Source organism: Streptomyces sp. NPDC050988 (genome assembly GCF_044456225.1).
Classification (GTDB): Bacteria; Actinomycetota; Actinomycetes; order Streptomycetales; family Streptomycetaceae; genus Streptomyces.
The window spans coordinates 80,336-96,858 of sequence record NZ_JBITFQ010000007.1 but is presented as its reverse complement, the minus strand read 5'-3'; the positions used below and the strand labels follow the sequence as shown (position 1 = coordinate 96,858).

Below are 16,523 nucleotides of genomic sequence, written 5' to 3'. Positions count from 1 at the left end.
ACAAGGGGTTCCGGGCGCGGCTCCCCGTACGGGACCGAGCCCGAAGGCGCCGCTACGAATCGGCCCGCCGTCACGTCTCGGCGCGGTGCCCGCACGAGCCCGGACCGGTAGGCGAAGACGACCAGCTGAGCCCCGTCCCGTCGTCGGCGCCAACCCTCCCGGCTACTCACGATCAAGTACGCCACGGCGCGGAATGTCATCGTTTCGTCTCAGCCCGGCCGCCCCCACAACCCATTCCGCCCCGAGTGGGTCTAGCTGGCAGAGATTGACCGGAACGAACGAGAAGGGCCTGATCATGGGGGACATAGGCAGACGGGCAGCCGTCGTACTGGGGGTCACCGGACTGATGGCGCCGCTGGCCGTCGCGCTCGGCGCGGCTCCGGCCCAGGCGGCGAGCTGCACCACGCAGACCGGCCCGTACCAGAAGAAGGTCGAGAAGTTCCTCGGCCGGCCGGTGGACGGCAGGCAGTCGGCCGCCGACTGCAAGGCGATCAAAGCCTTCCAGACCAAGCACGGCATCACCCCGAACATCGGCTACGCCGGCTCCGTCACCTGGGGCGTGATGGATCTGATGAACAAGCAGAAGGCCGTCGGGAAGAACCCCAACAGGGACGGCAAATGCCCGGTCAACAAGGGCCGCATCGCCTGTGTGAACCTCACGCTCCAGCTCAGCTGGATCCAGGACGGCAGGACCCTCGTGTACGGCCCGGTGCCGGTCCGCACCGGCCGCAACGGGTACGAGACCCGCACCGGTCTGAAGAAGATCTACTGGCGGAACATCGACCACGTCTCGACGATCTACGACGTGCCCATGCCCTACAGCCAGTTCTTCGACGGCGGCCAGGCCTTCCACTCGGTCGGCGTGAGCATGTGGAACCCGCCCGGCTCGCACGGCTGCGTCAACATGACGAAGACGGACGCCAAGAAGTACTGGTCGCTCCTGAAGAAGAACGACGACGTCTACGTGTACGGCCACAAGCCCGGCACCTGACCGCACATGCCCGCGTCCCGCCCCGCCGGCGAGGCGGGACGGGACGCGGACTCCCCCGGTGTGATGGTGGTTCGGCGGAGCTGTCGGCGGTCAGAGGAGGACGTTGACCGTGCCGACGTTCACGTAGCCGCCGAGCGACGCGGGCGCGCCGGCGGCGTTGCGGTAGGTGAGGGAGGCGACGAGCGCGTAGGTACGCCCGGCCTGCAGTGTCGTGAGGACGATGTCCTGCTGGTATCCGGAGGTGCCGTTCAGCGGGACGGACTGCGGCGGCGTCGGGTGGTTGAAGTCGTGCGAGCCGCCGATCTCGTCGACGCTGACGTGCAGGTTCCAGCTGCCGGCGATCAGCGGAACGAGGAACCCGGTGAGGTTCCAGTCGACCCGTACGGTGACCGGCGTGCCCTTGGCGACGACGTCGGCCGGGTTGCCCCCGGGGTCCAGGACGATCGCGCTGATGCGCCCGTCGAGTGCGGTGGTCGGTACGGGGAGGGTCTGGAAGGTTCCAGTTGCCATGTGTGGTGACTCCTTGAAGAGGACTGGCTGGTGGTTGACGGCTCCCACCGTGCGGCGCCCGGTTCGGCGGGCGCGCGGGGCGGCAGTCCTGTCCGGACCGGGCGGGAATCCCCCGCGGCGTGGGACACGTCGGCGGGGTTCCGGGCTCAGCAGGTCCGGCCGGGCGCCAGGGGGAGCGTGACGGTCACCTCGGTCCCGCGTCCCGGCGCCGTACGGATGGCCAGGGTGCCGCCCAGATCCGCGGCACGGCGGCGCATGGACATCAGACCTGTTCCTGTCGGCGGTGACGTGATGCCCTGGCCGTCGTCGGCGATGCTGATCCGCAGCGAGCGGTCCCGGGCCGCCAGGGTGACGCGGGCGTGCCGGGCGTGCGCGTGGCGCACGACGTTGGTCATCGCCTCCGTGGCGATCCGGTACACGGCGGCCTCCAGTGCCGGAGGCAGCAACGGCAGCTCCGACGCCACGATCTCGACCGCCGTCGTCGGCCGCGCGAAACGGGCGTGGTGACGCAGCGCTTCGACAAGTCCCCGCATCTCGACGGCCGCAGGGGGTAGTTCGTCGACGAGGCGACGGATCTCCGCCGTGGCGTTCAGGACTTCGGCACGGATGCGGTCCAGCAGGTCGTGCTCGGTCTCCAGCCCTCGCTCGCCGAGCAGATCCGACAGCGCCTGGGCACACAGGCCGATGCCGGACAGCAGGGGCCCGAGCCCGTCGTGGAGATCGTGGCGCAGCCTGGCACGCTCCACCTCGACGGCCTGCCTGAGGCGTGCTTCGGTCTCCGATTCCGGGTCCGCGGGTTGTGGCTGCGGCACGGCCCCGGCCGGAGGGCTGAGAACAGGGGTGGCACGGTACGACCGAGGGTCCTGCCGCGTGCCGAGCAGCAAGGCGCCCACCGAGACGGTGCCGTAGAGGGCGAGGGCCGTCCCGGCCTGTTCCAGGAAGAAGCCGCAGAGGGCGAGTTGGAAGGCCAGGCAGATCTGCACGACCATCGCCGGCGGGGTCCCCGGCGCGCGCCGGACGTCGGTCCCCGACGGGCGCGGGGGTGCGGGGCGGCCGGTGGTCCGTGCTTTTCCCTTCATCTGCTCTGTCCTCTCGTGGTCGCTGCGGTCGCTGTGGTCGCTGTGCTTGCTGCGCGCGGAACCGTGCGCGGAGGGATCGGGCGGTGCCCGTTGCGGCCGGGGCGGGGGATTCCTGGCGCGGCCGGGTGACTCGGGCGGCGTGGTGTGCCGCGGGTGCGGTATCCCGAGTGGGGCTCGACGGGTGGAGCCGTCAGCCGGTGGGGTCGCCGCCCTCGGGCAGCCACGGACTCCTCCGCGGGTAGGCGACCAGGACCTGTCGCAGGGCCCAGCGCATCCGGGGCACGGCGGTCTCGGGGCGCTCGCCATAGGCCCAGGCGAGGGCACACGCGCAGCCGCGGCTGCCGCCGAGGAGGGCGATCGCCTGCCGGATGGCCGCGGCGATCTCGGAACGGGTCGGTTCGGAGTCCGTGACCAGGTCGCTGCTGAACAACGCCTCGGCCCGGGCTGCGGTCAGGAGGTCGGTCATGTGGTCCTCGTCGGTGGTCGTCGGAGTGGGGGCCGAAGCGGGGAGCCACGTCCTGGCCGCCGCTCCGGTTCGCACACATCCTGTGAGGCGCGGTTGCAGCCGCCGCTGCAGGAGCCGTTGCACTCCAGGTCGTGCGGCGAGGAGGCCATGCCGGTGCCGGTTCGGCGCTAGCTTGGACAGCAGGCGGAGGGCGGTCGCTGTCCTTGCTGCTTGGGGTGGGGCTCGTGATGACTGGGCGAGAGCCGTTCACTGAACTGCGTTTCCAACTCCTGGGACCGCTGCGGGCATGGTGCGGCGAGACCGAGTTGGACCTGGGGCAGATGCAGCAGCGCGTGGTGCTCGCCGTGCTGCTCCTGCACGCCGACAGCCCGGTCGGGCGGGACCGGCTCGTCGACGCGGTCTGGGGTCGGGCGGCACCGGCCCGGGCGGCCAACCTGCTGCAACGGCACGTCTCTGGACTGCGTCGGGTGCTGGAGCCCGACCGCATGCCCCGGGCGCCCTCAGGTCTGCTGGCCTGGACCGACGCCGGCTATCTGCTGACCCTCGGATCGGGACGGCTCGACGTGCGGGTGTTCGACCAGCTGATCGACACGGCACACGCCGCCCGGGCCCGCGGCGACCTGCACACGGCCGGGGAGAGCCTGCACACCGCCCTGCGGCTGTGGCACGGCCGGGTCTGCGAGGGCATGGCCAGTCCGCTGCTGGACGCGGAGCGGGACCGGCTCGCCGAGCGGCGCCTCAGCGTGCTGGAGGAGCGCATCGAGGCGGACCTGCTGCTCGGGGACGACTTCGACCTCGTGGGCGAGATACGGCAGCTCACCGTCGACCACCCGCTGCGGGAAGGGCTGCACGGTCTGCTCATGCTGGCCCTGCACCGCTCCGGGCGGCAGGCGGAGGCACTGGCCGCCTACCGCCAGGCCCGTCGTCGGCTGCGTGACGAGCTGGGCATCGAGCCGGGGCAGCGGCTGCAGCGCCTGCACGCGAGGATCCTGGCCGGCGATCCGGACCTCGACGCGCGCCCGGACAAGGATACGAAGGCGATGGCTCGGGTCGTCGTCACGGACCGGACGGCGACGGATGCCGACCCCCCGACGACGGTGACCCCCGCCCAACTGCCCCATCCCGTGGCCGGATTCGTGGGACGGCACGAGGCGCTCGCCCAACTGGACTCCCTCCTGCCGGAGACCGGCACAGGCGTCACGGGCGTCACGGGCGGCACAGGCGGCGGGGGAAGCGGGAGCGGCGCGGTGGTGATCACTGCCATCCGGGGCACGGCCGGAGTCGGCAAGACCACTCTGGCCGTGCACTGGGCGCACCGGGTCCGGGACCGCTTCCCCGACGGGCAGCTCTACGTCAACCTCCGCGGCTACGACCCGAGCGGCCGTGCCATGCGGCCGGCCGAGGCGATCCGCGGCTTCCTGGACGCCCTCGACGTGCCGCCCAAGCGGATCCCCATCGATCTGCAGGGCCAAGTCGGCCTGTACCGGAGCCTGTTGGCGAACCGGCGCATGCTTGTCGTCCTCGACAACGCCCAGGACGCGGACCAGGTGCGTCCGCTGCTGCCCGGCTCGCCGGACTGCTTCAGCGTCATCACGAGCCGCAACCGGCTCACCGGCCTGCTGATCACCGACGGAGCCCAGCCGGTCGCCCTCGACCTGATGTCCGGTGCGGAAGCGGCGGACGTACTGGGCCGCCGCATCGGACCGCACCGCCTCGCCGCGGAACCCGGCGCGCTGCGGGACATCATCTCCTCCTGCGCGCGCCTCCCGCTCGCTCTGGCCATCGTGGCCGCGCACGCGGCCACCCACCCGCAACAGCCCCTGGCGGCCCTGGCCAAGGAACTCCGCGTCGCGGGCGGGGCGCTGGACCTGCTCGACGGCGGCGACGCGTCCACAGACGTCCGCAAGGTGTTCTCCTGGTCCTATCAGCGGCTCACGGAACCCGCCGCCCGGCTGTTCCGGCTGCTGGGACTGCACCCGGGTCCCGACATCAGCGCATCCGCGGTCGCCGGTCTCGCCGGACTGCCGCCGGGCCAGGTCCGGCCGCTGCTCACCGAACTGACGAACAGTCACCTGCTCACCGAGACCGAGGCCGGCCGTTATGCCTTCCACGACCTGTTGCGTGTCTACGCCGGTGAACTCGCCCTGACCCACGAGGCTCCCGCGGACCGGCAGTCGGCGGTCCACCGGATGCTCGACCACTACCTGCACAGCGCCTACAACGCGGGCCTGCACCTGAACCCGCACCGGGACGACCCCATCACTCTCACACCTCCGCAACCTCCGGTCACCGGGGAGGAGTTCACCGGGCACAACGAGGCGCTGTCCTGGTTCCTCGGCGAGCACGCGGTGCTCCTCGCGGTGCAGCAGCAGGCCCTGAGCGGCCGACTGGACGCCCACGCCTGGCAGTTGGCGTGGACCCTGCGGCCCTACCTCGACCGCCGCGGGCACTGGCACGACTCCGTGACCCTGTACCGGCGCGCGCTGGAGGCCGCACGGCGTGAAGGGAGTACCCACGGTCAGGCGGTGACCCACGGATGTCTGGCCTATGCGTACATGAGGCTCAGCCGGTATGAGGACGTCGCCACCCACATGCGGCAGGCCCTGGACCTGTTCGAGGCGCTCGGCGATCCCCTCGGGCAAGCGCACGCGCATCGGACGTTCACGTGGCTGGGGGACCAGAAGGGACAGTACGTCGAGGCCCTCGACCACGCCTGGCAGGCGGTGGCCCTGTTCGAGGCCGCCGGACACCGCACCGGGCAGGCCAGGGCCCTGAACGCGGTCGGCTGGTTCTGCTCCCAACTCGGCAGGCACGAGGAGGCACTTGCCCACTGCGAGTGGGCCCTGCGGCTGCTCGAACAGGCGGGAGACCGCTTCGACCAGGCCGACACCTGGGACAGCCTCGGCCATGTGCACCAGCGCCTCCACCAGCACGAGCAGGCCGCCGGAAGCTATCGCCAGGCCCTGGCCATCTACCGGGAGATCGGCGACCGCTACAACGAGGCCGACACCCTGTCCTCCCTCGGTGACCTGCACCAGGCGGCCGGTGATCCCGGCTCGGCCCGGGCGGCCTGGCAGCGCGCGGCCGTGCTGCTGGAGGAGCTCGGGCATCGCAAGGCCGCCGAGGTACGCGCCCGTCTGCGCGCCGATCCGGAGCCCAATCGTCAGGAAAATGGCGGTACTTGACGAAGGGGTGTCCCGTCGTCAGACTCCCCGGCATTCGGTGCAGAGCCGCCTTCGACAGGTCTGTGAACGGGGGTCATTCCGTGAGCAAGGAACAGGTTGACTGGCAGGAAGTCGAGCATCTCGCGAACAAACTGGGCTCCTTGGGGAGGGAGTTCACCGAGTCGGACAGAAGGGCGCTGACCATGGTCTTCGACGTGGCAGGCACACTGCTCGTCGACGAGAACCGCGCGGTGCTCGCGGACGCCGGGAACGGGGTTTTCGCGGGCGACAGGGATGCGGTGCTTGCGGACGCGCGGCGCGCGGTGTTCGCCGACGCGTCGTTCACCTTCGTCCCGGGTTCCGACCCGAAACGGAACTCCAAGGCGTTCAAGGTCAGCGAACTGTACGAGGGAGAGCCGGCTCCGGAGCCCAAGGACACGCGCGCCGAAGAGAAGCTGCCGCGAGCAGAACCCGCCGAGGAGTGACGCCACACAGTTCCACCCATCGACGCCATGACACAGGGGGAGGGGGCCGGCGATGTCGAGTGCATGTGATCCGCGGCGCGACGCCTGGCCCGTGCTCCTGGTGTGCATGCCGTTCATGGACGACAGGCGGCCCTCCCTCCAGATCGGGCTGCTGAGCGCCATCGCGCGGGCGCACGGTTTCCCGGCGCGTACCCTGCACGCGAACCTCGATTTCGCCGCAGGACTCGGTGTGGATGAGTATCGGGCGCTGGCCGACCGGTCCGGCCATCTGGTAGGGGACTGGCTGTTCTCGCTGGACGCCTTCGGATCCGCCGCGCCCGATCCGCAGGACTGGTTCCTCGATGTGTACGCCGACGAGATCGCGCGGGCCCAAGGCACATCCCCCGCACGCCTGAGGGACCGCCTCCTGCAGATCAGGCACCACGACGTCCCCGCCTATCTCGAAGCGCTCGTCGACGCGTACCCGTGGGACGAGTTCCGTCTTGTGGGCTTCACCTCGACGTTCCAGCAGAACACGGCCTCCATCGCGCTGGCCCGACGGCTGAAGGAGCGGCATCCGGAGCTCTTCACCCTGTTCGGCGGGGCCAACTTCGACTCCTGCATGGGCGTGGAGCTGGTAAGTACCGTCGAGTGCATCGACGCGGCGGTGATCGGCGAGGCCGACACGGCGTTCCCCCTGCTGCTGCACGCCCTGGCCGACGACGGCGACCTCGGCGCCGTGCCCGGGCTGGCACGCAGGGTGGACGGCAAGGTGGTGACCGGGCCGCAGGCGCCGCTCGTCCAGCGGCTCGACGACCTGCCGATACCCGACTACGACGAGTACTTCCAGCGCGCCGAAAACCTCGGGCTCCTGCCCCGAACGGCGTCCCGCGCGGTGTATCTCCCCCTGGAGACCGCCCGTGGCTGCTGGTGGGGCATGAAACACCACTGCACGTTCTGCGGTCTGAACGCGGAGTCCATGCACTTCCGGTCCAAGTCGGCCGAGCGCGTCCTGGACGAGTTCGCGCACCAGGCGCGCAGATACCGCAGCTTCCGGTTCGAGGCCGTCGACAACATCGTCGACATGCGGTACTTCCGGACGCTCTTTCCTGCCCTGGTCGACAGCGACGCACGCTACGAGATCTTCTACGAGGTCAAGGCGAACCTCTCCCGTGCGCAGCTCAAACTCCTTGCGGAGGCCGGGGTGTCGCAGATCCAGCCCGGCATCGAGTCGCTGAGTTCCCGGGTGCTGCGGCTGATGCGCAAAGGTGTGACCGCCGCACAGAACATCAACCTCCTTCGCTGGGCGCAGCACTACGGAATCGACGTCTCCTGGAACCTGCTCTGGGGTTTTCCGGGCGAGACGCGCCAGGACTGTTCCGAACAGACCGCCGCAGTGCCGCACTTGCGGCACCTCAAGCCGCCGGACAGCGCCGGCCGCCTCACGATGGAGCGCTTCAGCCCGCTCTTCTCGGACGGGGAGAAGCTGCTGCGCGACCTGCGGCCCGTGGCCGCCTACACCCACGTCTACCCCGTGGACGTCGACCTCGACAAGGTCGCCTACTTCTTCAGCTGTGACATCGAGGGGGCACTCCCGGAGGACGACTACACGGCCCTGCGCAGGGCCATCGCCGACTGGGAGAGCGCCTGGCAGAGCGACGACAGGCCGGTACTGGAGTACCGGCAGGCCCCGCACTACGTCCAGATCCACGACAGGAGACGGAAGGAGACCGAAGGCACCTACTTCCTTGAGGGTCCGGCGGCCGACCTCTACCTCGCCTGCTGCGATCGCCCTGTCACGGCGGGCGCGGTGCGGGAGAGGCTGGGGCTGCGGGGATCCGTCGAGGGGGTGCAGCGCGTACTCAATGAATTCTCGGAGGCCGGGCTCGTGTTCGTGGACGGCCCGCTGACCGTGGCGCTGGCGGTTCCAGCGACCCGGCCCTGATGTATCGGGGGTAAGTGTCCGTGGCCTACCAAATCAACGACCGACTGCCGCATCTGGTGTACGCCCAGGCGTCACCCCATTCGCAAGGGGGCACATCCCTCTTCGACGCGGGCTCCATCGGAGCCCACAACGCACAGGACTTCGTCTCGCAGACACAGGTGATCCAGGACGCTGTCGAAGAACTCCAGCGTGTGGGATTCACCGTCCTCGACCGTGGAGAGGCGACGATCAACATCGCCGGTCCACCGGCCCTGTACGAGAGCTACTTCGAGACGTCCCTGGTCACGGAGGAACGGGAGGTCATCCAGCCGGGGGCGGTGGAGATGCGTGACACCCGGACGTTCCTCGACAGCGCCAGGGCCGACCGGCCCGGACTCATCACGCCGCGGCCCCGGGGAGCGGCCGCCCAGTTCCTGGAAGGCGTGGCATTGGAGCAGCCCGCCACCAGGCTGTCCGGCCCCGGCAGTCCTCCGGAGCTCGGCTACTGGCACCTGACGCTCGGCGACGTGGCCCAGCATCTGGGCGCGCGAGCCGCGCGTGACGAGGAGATCACCGGCGCCGGGGTCCGTCTCACCATGGTGGACACCGGGTGGGAACGTGTCCCGTACTTCGTGGACGAGGGTCTGAACGGCACTGTCGTCCTGGGCCCGGGGACCGCGGACCCCGGAGTCGACGAGGACGGGCACGGCACCTGTGAGTCGGCCAACGCGTTCGCGGTGGCGCCCGGTATCGACTTCACCATGGTCAAGGCCCGGGACACCAACGTGATCGGGGCCTTCGACACGGCCAGGCGCCAGTCGCAGAGGCCCGACATCATCAGCATGAGCCTGGCGTACCAGGCCAAGAGCCCCTTCCTGGACGCCATCAATGTCGTCCTGGCGGAGTCGGTGTCGCTCGCGGTGGAGGCCGGTATCGTCGTGGTGTGCGCCGCGGGCAACGGCCATCACGCCTATCCGGCCCAGCACCCGGACGTCATCGCCGCAGGCGGGGTGTATCTGGACGAGCACGGGAACCTGGAGGCGTCCAACTACGCGAGTGGGTTCACCAGCGCCGTGTATCCGGGGCGCGACGTTCCCGACGTGTGTGGTCTGGTCGGGATGCTGCCAGGAGGGGCGTACATCCTGCTGCCGGCCCCTCCGGGCTCCGCCATCGATCAGCGGCGCGCGAAGGAACCGTATCCGAAGGGGGACGGGACCTCGCCCGGTGACGGATGGGTGGTCCTGAGCGGCACCTCCGCCGCCGCCCCCCAAGTAGCCGGTGTCTGCGCCCTGTTGTTGGAGGCCGATCCCAATCTGTCACTGGCAGGAGTCCGTGCGGCGCTCCAGAACAGTGCTCTCGACGTCACCAGTGGAAGGAGCAACAAGGACACCGGTGGCATTGCCGGCCGCGGACCGGACAACGCGACGGGATACGGGCTCGTACGGGCGGCGGACGCAGTGCGTCTGGTGAGGAAGAGCCCGACGAGCCCGATGAGCCCGATGAGCCCGATGAGCCCGACGGGTCCGACGGGTCCGACGGGATGAGACGTGCCGCGGGGGGGGGGGGGGCGCGGGGCCCCCCCCCCCGGCGGCCCCCCCCCCCCCCCCCCCCCCCCCCCCCCCCCCGCCGCCCCGCACTCCGGCCGGCCCCGACGGCCCAGTGCGTTCACTCGACCCCTGCCAGCTCCTCGGCACCGTCGGAGGGACGACCTCCTTGCGCACCGCGCCGCAACTCCATCCTGACCGCCTGCAAGGCGTCGAAGAGTTCCTGGGTGCGGGCGGCGTACCAGTGGGCGAGCAGGCAGACCAGCCAGGCGAGCACACCGAGCAGGAGAGGCACGTACACGTTCTCCGGCAACGGCTCGCTGCGCCAGTGGTGCACCAGCACCGCGTTGGTGGTGAGCACCGCGGCGGTGTACAGGGCGCTCGTCGTGATCAGGGCCGGCCTGGCCACGTGGTGCAGCCGGTGCGCCATGGCGACAGCGACCGCGAAGACGCCGGGCAGCAGGACCGGGAGACTGCGCAGCGCGATGGCGCGGTAGACCTCCGACGGGTCGTCGGGGTATTCGCCGCTCCAGTACCCCAGGCTGCCCAGCCCCAGCCAGGTGGTGAGCAGATAGAGCAGCCAGAACGCCGCGACACCCAGCACCGTCGTCAGGACGACGGTGGTACGGCTCGGCACGACCCCGGGCCGTGGTCCGAGGACGGGGACCGGCCCGCCCGGGGGACCGGCAGCCCGCCGGCAGTCCGCGGTGGTGGAGCGTTGCAGCAGTGGCAGACCGGCCATGATCAACGTGGCCACGCCGGCCGTGAGTTGGGCGACCTGTTCGGCGTTGTGCGTGTGCAGCAGCAGTCCGATGGTGGCGGCGAGAAGAGGAGGGACGGAGGCGATCACGGTCGACAGCCGCGAGGCGCCGGTGGAGTGGTGGTGGTTCGACGACATGGGACTCCCTCTGTGCGGGTGACGGGACGGTTCCCGCGAACATGACACCGAGGCGGTCGCATGCCGCGGCCGCGATGCCGGTGCGGGGAAGGGAAACCATGCTCGCGCGGAACCGCCGTCCCGGCGCGGGGTGCGGGTCCCGTCGCCACCGGGCGGATCGACCGGCGGGACCGGGACCGGAAGCATGGCCACCGGGACACCACAGGCGCGACGCTGCACAGACGAGAGAACGCCCAGCGAGCCAGATGGAGGAGCGGTGAGCAACGGGTCCCGCGCTGTCCGCGTGGTCATCGCCGACGACCACCCCATGTACCGCTACGGCCTGGCCGCCGCACTGGCTTCGAGCGGGGACGTCGAGGTCGTCGCCGAGGCCGCGAACGGCGACGATCTGCTGGCGGCCGTCGACCGTACGGCACCCGACGTCGTCGTGACCGACCTGGCCATGCCCGGCCTCGACGGCACCGCCGCCACGCGCGCGCTGCTGGCGCGTCACCCCGCGCTGGGAGTCCTGGTGCTGACCATGCACGAGGGCGACCAGGCACTGTTCGGCGCGCTCCGCTCCGGGGCCCGCGGCTACCTACTCAAGGACACCGACTCCGCGGAGATCGTCCGGGCCGTCCTCACCGTGGCCGCCGGAGACGCGGTCTACGGCGGAGCGGTGGCCCGGCGGATCGTGGACTTCTTCACCGGGGCGCACCGCGAGTACGCGGCGAAGGTCTTCCCCGGACTGACCGAGCGCGAACGAGAGGTGCTGGATCTCGTCGCGCTCGGCTGCGGCAACCACCAGATCGCCGGACGGCTGTTCCTGTCGGAGAAGACCGTCCGCAACCACGTGTCGTCGATTCTGTACAAGCTCCAGGTCTCCGACCGCGCCGCCGCCGTCGCCCGGGCACGCGACGCGGGCATGGGCGACCACGGCCGCGCCCCGAAAGAGGGCGGGGCGACGGGAGTCGACGGTTGATCAGCTCGGGTCTCCGAAGTCCGGGATCTCCAGCCTCGCCCCACCCTGCCGCGCGGAGTCGTGCGCGACGATGCCCGGCAGGGTGTAGCGGGCGGCCACCCACGCGTTCACCGACGGCAGTGTGCGCGTGTTCACCGCGGTGACGAAGTCGTCCACCAGGAAGTGGTGGCTCCCTTCGTGCCCGTTGTGCAGGTTGTCGAACTCCCGGGGCAGTCGCGCCCGGTCGTGCACCGGCGCCGAGCCTGAGGTGAAGGCAGCCCGCAGGTCCGGCGCGATGTGCTGGAGGGACGGGTCGTCCGGAGCCATGGTGGGCTTGGGCTCGAGGAGTTCACTGATGTCCTTGACCCCCTTCTTGTCCTGCCAGAAGGCCACCGTCGCCAGCTGCTCCATGCTGGCGTCCGTCCCGAAGAACCGGAAACGCGACTCCCGGATGTGCGAGGGATAGCCCACCCGCCGGAACTCGTTCGTACGGAACGAGCCGCCGCCCGCGACCTCGAACAGCGCGGTCGCGTTCGAGAAGTCGTTGCCGAACTGGCTGACGTCCTCGTCGAAGACCCCGTCCCCGCGATCGTCCTTGACCCCGATCGCGGACACACTCACCGCGTGCGTCTGCCAGGCACCGAGGACCCCGCCCACCGAGTGCGTGGGGTAGAGCAGCGGGGGATAGCTGGCGGTCTCCTTCCAGTTCTCGCCGCCGCTGTACTGGTAGGCCTCGTAGAACCCGAGGTCCATGTCGTGCACATAGTCGCCCTCGGCGTAGAAGAGCCGTCCGAAAGCCCCGTCGGCGATCTGGTTGCGGGCGTGCACGGTCGCCGGGTTGTACTGGCTGGTCTCGCCCATCATGTACGTCAGTCCGGTGGCCCGTACCGCGTCGATGATCGCCGCGATCTCCTCGCGGGTGATCGCCATGGGCACCGCCGAGTAGACGTGCTTGCCGGCGTTCAGCCCCTGGAGCACCAGCGGGCCGTGGGTCCAGCGCTGGGTGAAGATCGCGACGGCGTCGACGGCCTTCGACTCCAGCATCGCCTCGTACGAGGGGAAGGTTCCCGTCAGGCCCTCGGCGGCGGCCAGTTGCTCCGCTCGCTCGGGCAGGAGATCCGTGACGTGGACCTCGCCGACGCCCGGGTGGGCAAGAAACAGCTTCGCGAACTGACCGGAGAACTGGCCGGCGCCGACGATGCCGAGGGAGAACGTCATGAAGATGCCCTTCGGTGACACGGGTGACAGGGAGGGGAGTTACTGCGAAAGGAGCGAGTTGATCTGGCTGTTGGTCTCGTCGAGCCCGCTCACCGGCGCGTCGTTGCCGAAGATGTCCTGCATGGCGGGCTTCATCAACGCGAGCACGTCCGCCGCGTAGTCGGTGATCGGGTAGGAGAAGGTCGTGAAGGTCTTCTTCTCGTCCACCGGACGGGTGAAGGCCGTGACGTCGATGCCCTTCTTCTTGTAGGCGGCGACGGCCGCGTCCGTACCGCCGGGGGTCGCCGGGAAGACGATGCCGAACTTGCCGACGGTCGTCTGGCACTCGTCGGAGGCCAGATACGCCACCCATTTCTCGGCGCCCTCCTTGTTGGGGGCGTTCTTGGTGATGGAGTCCGCGAGGCCGTTCATCATGGTGGCCCGTTTGCCGGTCGGGCCGGTCGGCGTGAGGGCGGTGCCGATGTCCATGCCCTTGAAGGCGTCGTAGCTGGAGATCATCCAGGCACCGTCGAACGCCGTCGCCGCCTTGCCCGCGGCCACCTGTGTGTTGGCCTGGTTGGACTGGGAGTTCCAGTCGGTGAAGGGGACCATGTAGCCCTTCTTCGCCAGGCCGAAGTACCACTTCATGACCGACTGGAAGGTCTTGCTGTCGTAGTTGTAGTGGTCGCCCCAGCGCTTCTGGTTCGTGTAGGTCCAGCCCGCGGAGGCGGCGAAGTTGCTCCACTGCGTCTGGCCGTCGCCGTCGCCGCCGCCGTTGGTGGCCAGGCCGTACACCTTGACGTTGTTCTTGTCGAAGCCCCGCTCGTCGCCCCGTTTGCCGTTCTTGTCGATGGTGAGATGGGCGATGGTCTTCTCGAACGTACCGCCGTCCTTCGGGTTCCAGTCGAGGCCGTTCAGCGTCTTCGCGTCGACGCCCGCCTGCTCGGTCATCTTCTTGTTGTAGAAGAGGGCGACGGTGTCCCAGTCCTTCGGGGAGCCGTAGCGGTGGCCGTCCTGTCCGATCCAGTTGGCGGCGAGGCCCGGCTGGTAGTCGGCGTCCTTGATGCCCTTGGTCGAGGGAAGTTCGTCGAGCGGCTCCAGCACCTTCAGGTCGGCGAACTGCCCGAACTTCACGATGTGGTCGGTGAAGACGTCGGGCTCCGTGCCCGCGATGAAGCTCGCGGTGAGTTTGGTCCAGTAGTCGTCCCAGCCCATCTGTGTGATCTTCACGTTCAGGCCGGGGTTCTGCTTCTTGAAGTCCTTGGCGCAGGCCTCGTACGCGGGCAGCTGGTTGGCGTCCCACAGCCAGTACGTCACGGTGTTCGACGACGATCCGGTGGAGTCGCCATTCGCGCACCCCGCCAGGGACAGTGCCATCGCTCCGGTCAGTGCGACGAGCGTTCGGAATCGCATCGGGTGCCTCCTACTTGATTCCGGTGAAGCTGATGGAGCTGACGATCCGGCGCGCGAAGAACGCGAAGAGCGCGAGCATCGGGAGCGCCGCGATGAGGGTCGCCGCCATGAGCCCCGACCAGTCGATGCCGGTCTGAGGGCTCTGTGCCCGGAAGATCGCCAGGGCGACTGTGAGCACGCGGGAGCTGTCGCTGTACGACACCATCAGCGGCCAGAAGTAGTCGTTCCAGGACGTGATGTACGTCAGCACGGACAGCGTGATCACCGGGGTGGCCGCCATCGGCAGCAGCACCCGGAAGAAGATCCGGACTTTCCCGGCGCCGTCGAGCAGGGCCGCCTCCTCGACCTCGCGCGGAATGTTCATGAAGAACTGGCGCAGGAAGAACACCGCGAAGGGCGTCATGAACATGGTGGGCAGGGCGATGCCCAACAGCGAGTCGATCAGACCGAGTTGCTTGATGAGGACGAAGTTCGGCAGCAGGGTGAAGATCGTCGGCACCATCAGTCCGCCCAGGAAGAGGGCGAAGACCTTGTCCCGGCCGCGCCACCGCAGCCGGGCGAAGGCGTACGCGGCCATCGCGGAGAACAACATCTGGCAGCCGGTGATCAGTGTGGAGACGATCACCGAGTTGAGCAGATAGCGCCAGAAGTCGAGCCCGCCACCCGCGCCGCCCTGCGCGATCGCCTCCTTCGTGGACTGCAGGCCGAGGGCTCGGGCGAAGCCGCCGCTCGTCGGGTCGACCGGCAGGGGCGAGGCCGGGTCGGCCGAGATCCCGGCGTTGGTGGAGAGCGCGGTGCGCAGGATCCAGTAGAACGGCAGCAGGGTGATCAGCATGATCGCCCCCATCACCGTCCAGGCCACGACCCGCCCGAAGGAGGGTCTGCGCCTGGTGCGTCGTACGGTCGTCGTCGTGGTCGGCGGTGGTGTTGTCACGGCAGCCATGTCGGTGTCTCCTTCCGCTCAGCCGAGGTCGGTCTGTCCGGCCCGGGTGAGCCGGTACTGGAGGATGGTGATCGCGCTGAGCACGACCAGGAGTGCCACGGACATCGCGGAGGCGTAGCCGAACTGGAAGCGGCCGAACGCCGAGCCGTAGATGTAGAACTGGAGCACGTTGGTGGCGTTCGCCGGACCGCCGTTGGTCGTCACCGCGACGGTGTCGAAGACCTGGAACGAACCGATCACGGTCATGATCAGGACCACCGCGAGCACCGGCCGCAGCAGCGGCATGGTGATGCGCGAGAACATCCGCCACTCGCTCGCGCCGTCGACCCTCGCCGCCTCGTACATGTCGTTCGGGATGGCCTGGAGCCCGGCGAAGAGCAGCAGCGCGGTGTAGCCGACGTGCCGCCAGACGTTGATCAGCGCGATGGTCGGGATCGCCCAGGTCTCGTCCGCGAGGAACGGGATGCGGTCGAAGCCCAGGCCCGCGATGATCTCGTTGCCGATGCCGAGCTGGGTGTCGAGCATCCACAGCCAGACGATGCCGGCGACGACGTTCGACATCAGATACGGCGTCAGCACTATGCCCCGCAGCACCGCCGACTGCGTGAGCCGCTGGAGGAGGACGGCGATGGCCAGTGCGGAGACCGTCTGCACGCCGATGTTGATGAACACGTACTCGACCGTGACCTTCAACGAGTCCCAGAAGATGGGGTCGTTGACCATGCGCCGGTAGTTGTCGAGCCCCACCCACTCCGCCGGGGTCAGCAGATTGAAGCGGGTGAAGCTCAGATAGATGCCCCGCAGCGTCGGCCACAGCAGGAAGACCAGGAAGCCCAGCATGGCCGGAGCGATGAACAGGGCCGCGAGGGCGCCGTCACCACGTCCGCCACCGTCGCGTTCTCGTTTCTCGCGGGCTCTCGGCTTCGGCTGTGTCCCCTCGATGTCGCGCAATGGCAGACGCGACGGAGGGCTGGAGGCGACGGTCATCAG

Annotated in this window: 14 protein-coding genes; 6 read left to right on the top strand and 8 right to left on the bottom strand. The window is 69.5% G+C overall.

From position 1 onward, the window contains the following. Positions 1-295: 295 nt before the first annotated feature. Positions 296-991 carry a L,D-transpeptidase family protein gene (locus ACIBEI_RS17995; RefSeq protein WP_398890264.1) on the top strand — a complete coding sequence of 232 codons (696 nt, stop codon included), beginning with the start codon at positions 296-298 and terminating at the stop codon, positions 989-991. Positions 992-1,081: 90 nt separating this feature from the next. Here ACIBEI_RS17995 and ACIBEI_RS17990 read toward each other — a convergent pair whose 3' ends face one another. The 3 genes from ACIBEI_RS17990 to ACIBEI_RS17980 form a co-directional block, all read right to left on the bottom strand. Beyond that, positions 1,082-1,501 carry a hypothetical protein gene (locus ACIBEI_RS17990; protein WP_398889776.1) on the bottom strand — a complete coding sequence of 140 codons (420 nt, stop codon included), beginning with the start codon at positions 1,499-1,501 and terminating at the stop codon, positions 1,082-1,084. A gap of 146 nt (positions 1,502-1,647) precedes the next feature. Continuing rightward, complete coding sequence (locus ACIBEI_RS17985; protein ID WP_398889775.1) at positions 1,648-2,580, bottom strand: sensor histidine kinase; 933 nt, start codon at positions 2,578-2,580, stop codon at positions 1,648-1,650. A gap of 190 nt (positions 2,581-2,770) precedes the next feature. Continuing rightward, positions 2,771-3,046, bottom strand: coding sequence for a hypothetical protein (locus tag ACIBEI_RS17980; RefSeq protein ID WP_398889773.1), 276 nt, complete (start codon positions 3,044-3,046; stop codon positions 2,771-2,773). A 227-nt stretch (positions 3,047-3,273) separates the two neighbouring features. On the opposite strand from ACIBEI_RS17980, the gene ACIBEI_RS17975 reads away from it, so the two are divergent. The 4 genes from ACIBEI_RS17975 (at position 3,274) to ACIBEI_RS17960 (ending at position 10,142) form a co-directional block, all read left to right on the top strand. After that, a complete protein-coding gene (locus ACIBEI_RS17975) occupies positions 3,274-6,231 on the top strand; it encodes an AfsR/SARP family transcriptional regulator (protein WP_398890262.1) in 2,958 nt (985 codons plus the stop codon). Positions 6,232-6,311: 80 nt separating this feature from the next. Further along, on the top strand, positions 6,312-6,695 hold the full coding sequence (locus tag ACIBEI_RS17970) for a hypothetical protein (protein ID WP_398889771.1): 384 nt from the start codon (positions 6,312-6,314) through the stop codon (positions 6,693-6,695). A gap of 52 nt (positions 6,696-6,747) precedes the next feature. Next, positions 6,748-8,619: a RiPP maturation radical SAM C-methyltransferase gene (locus ACIBEI_RS17965; RefSeq protein WP_398889769.1), complete on the top strand. Its 1,872-nt coding sequence runs from the start codon at positions 6,748-6,750 to the stop codon at positions 8,617-8,619. A 20-nt stretch (positions 8,620-8,639) separates the two neighbouring features. Beyond that, positions 8,640-10,142 carry a S8 family serine peptidase gene (locus tag ACIBEI_RS17960; RefSeq protein ID WP_398889767.1) on the top strand — a complete coding sequence of 501 codons (1,503 nt, stop codon included), beginning with the start codon at positions 8,640-8,642 and terminating at the stop codon, positions 10,140-10,142. Positions 10,143-10,263: 121 nt separating this feature from the next. On the opposite strand, the gene ACIBEI_RS17955 is transcribed toward ACIBEI_RS17960, so the two are convergent. Further along, the gene (locus ACIBEI_RS17955) at positions 10,264-11,040 is read right to left on the bottom strand and encodes a hypothetical protein (RefSeq protein WP_398889765.1); all 777 of its coding nucleotides are present in this window, start codon (positions 11,038-11,040) and stop codon (positions 10,264-10,266) included. 256 nt (positions 11,041-11,296) lie between these two features. On the opposite strand from ACIBEI_RS17955, the gene ACIBEI_RS17950 reads away from it, so the two are divergent. Next, positions 11,297-12,001, top strand: a complete 705-nt coding sequence (locus ACIBEI_RS17950; RefSeq protein WP_398889764.1) for a response regulator — start codon at positions 11,297-11,299, stop codon at positions 11,999-12,001. Here ACIBEI_RS17950 and ACIBEI_RS17945 read toward each other — a convergent pair whose 3' ends face one another. The 4 genes from ACIBEI_RS17945 to ACIBEI_RS17930 are packed head-to-tail and all read right to left on the bottom strand — an operon-like array spanning position 12,002 to position 16,520. Beyond that, entirely contained in the window at positions 12,002-13,198 is a 1,197-nt protein-coding gene (locus ACIBEI_RS17945) for a Gfo/Idh/MocA family protein (RefSeq protein WP_398889762.1), read from the bottom strand. It abuts the gene before it with no gap. Positions 13,199-13,237: 39 nt separating this feature from the next. Continuing rightward, positions 13,238-14,590 (bottom strand): ABC transporter substrate-binding protein, encoded by a 1,353-nt coding sequence (locus ACIBEI_RS17940; RefSeq protein WP_398889760.1) that lies wholly within the window; start codon positions 14,588-14,590, stop codon positions 13,238-13,240. Positions 14,591-14,600: 10 nt separating this feature from the next. Then, the gene (locus ACIBEI_RS17935; protein ID WP_398889758.1) at positions 14,601-15,533 is read right to left on the bottom strand and encodes a carbohydrate ABC transporter permease; all 933 of its coding nucleotides are present in this window, start codon (positions 15,531-15,533) and stop codon (positions 14,601-14,603) included. Positions 15,534-15,551: 18 nt separating this feature from the next. Continuing rightward, positions 15,552-16,520, bottom strand: a complete 969-nt coding sequence (locus tag ACIBEI_RS17930) for a carbohydrate ABC transporter permease (protein WP_398889756.1) — start codon at positions 16,518-16,520, stop codon at positions 15,552-15,554. Between the last annotated feature and the right edge of the window lie 3 nt (positions 16,521-16,523).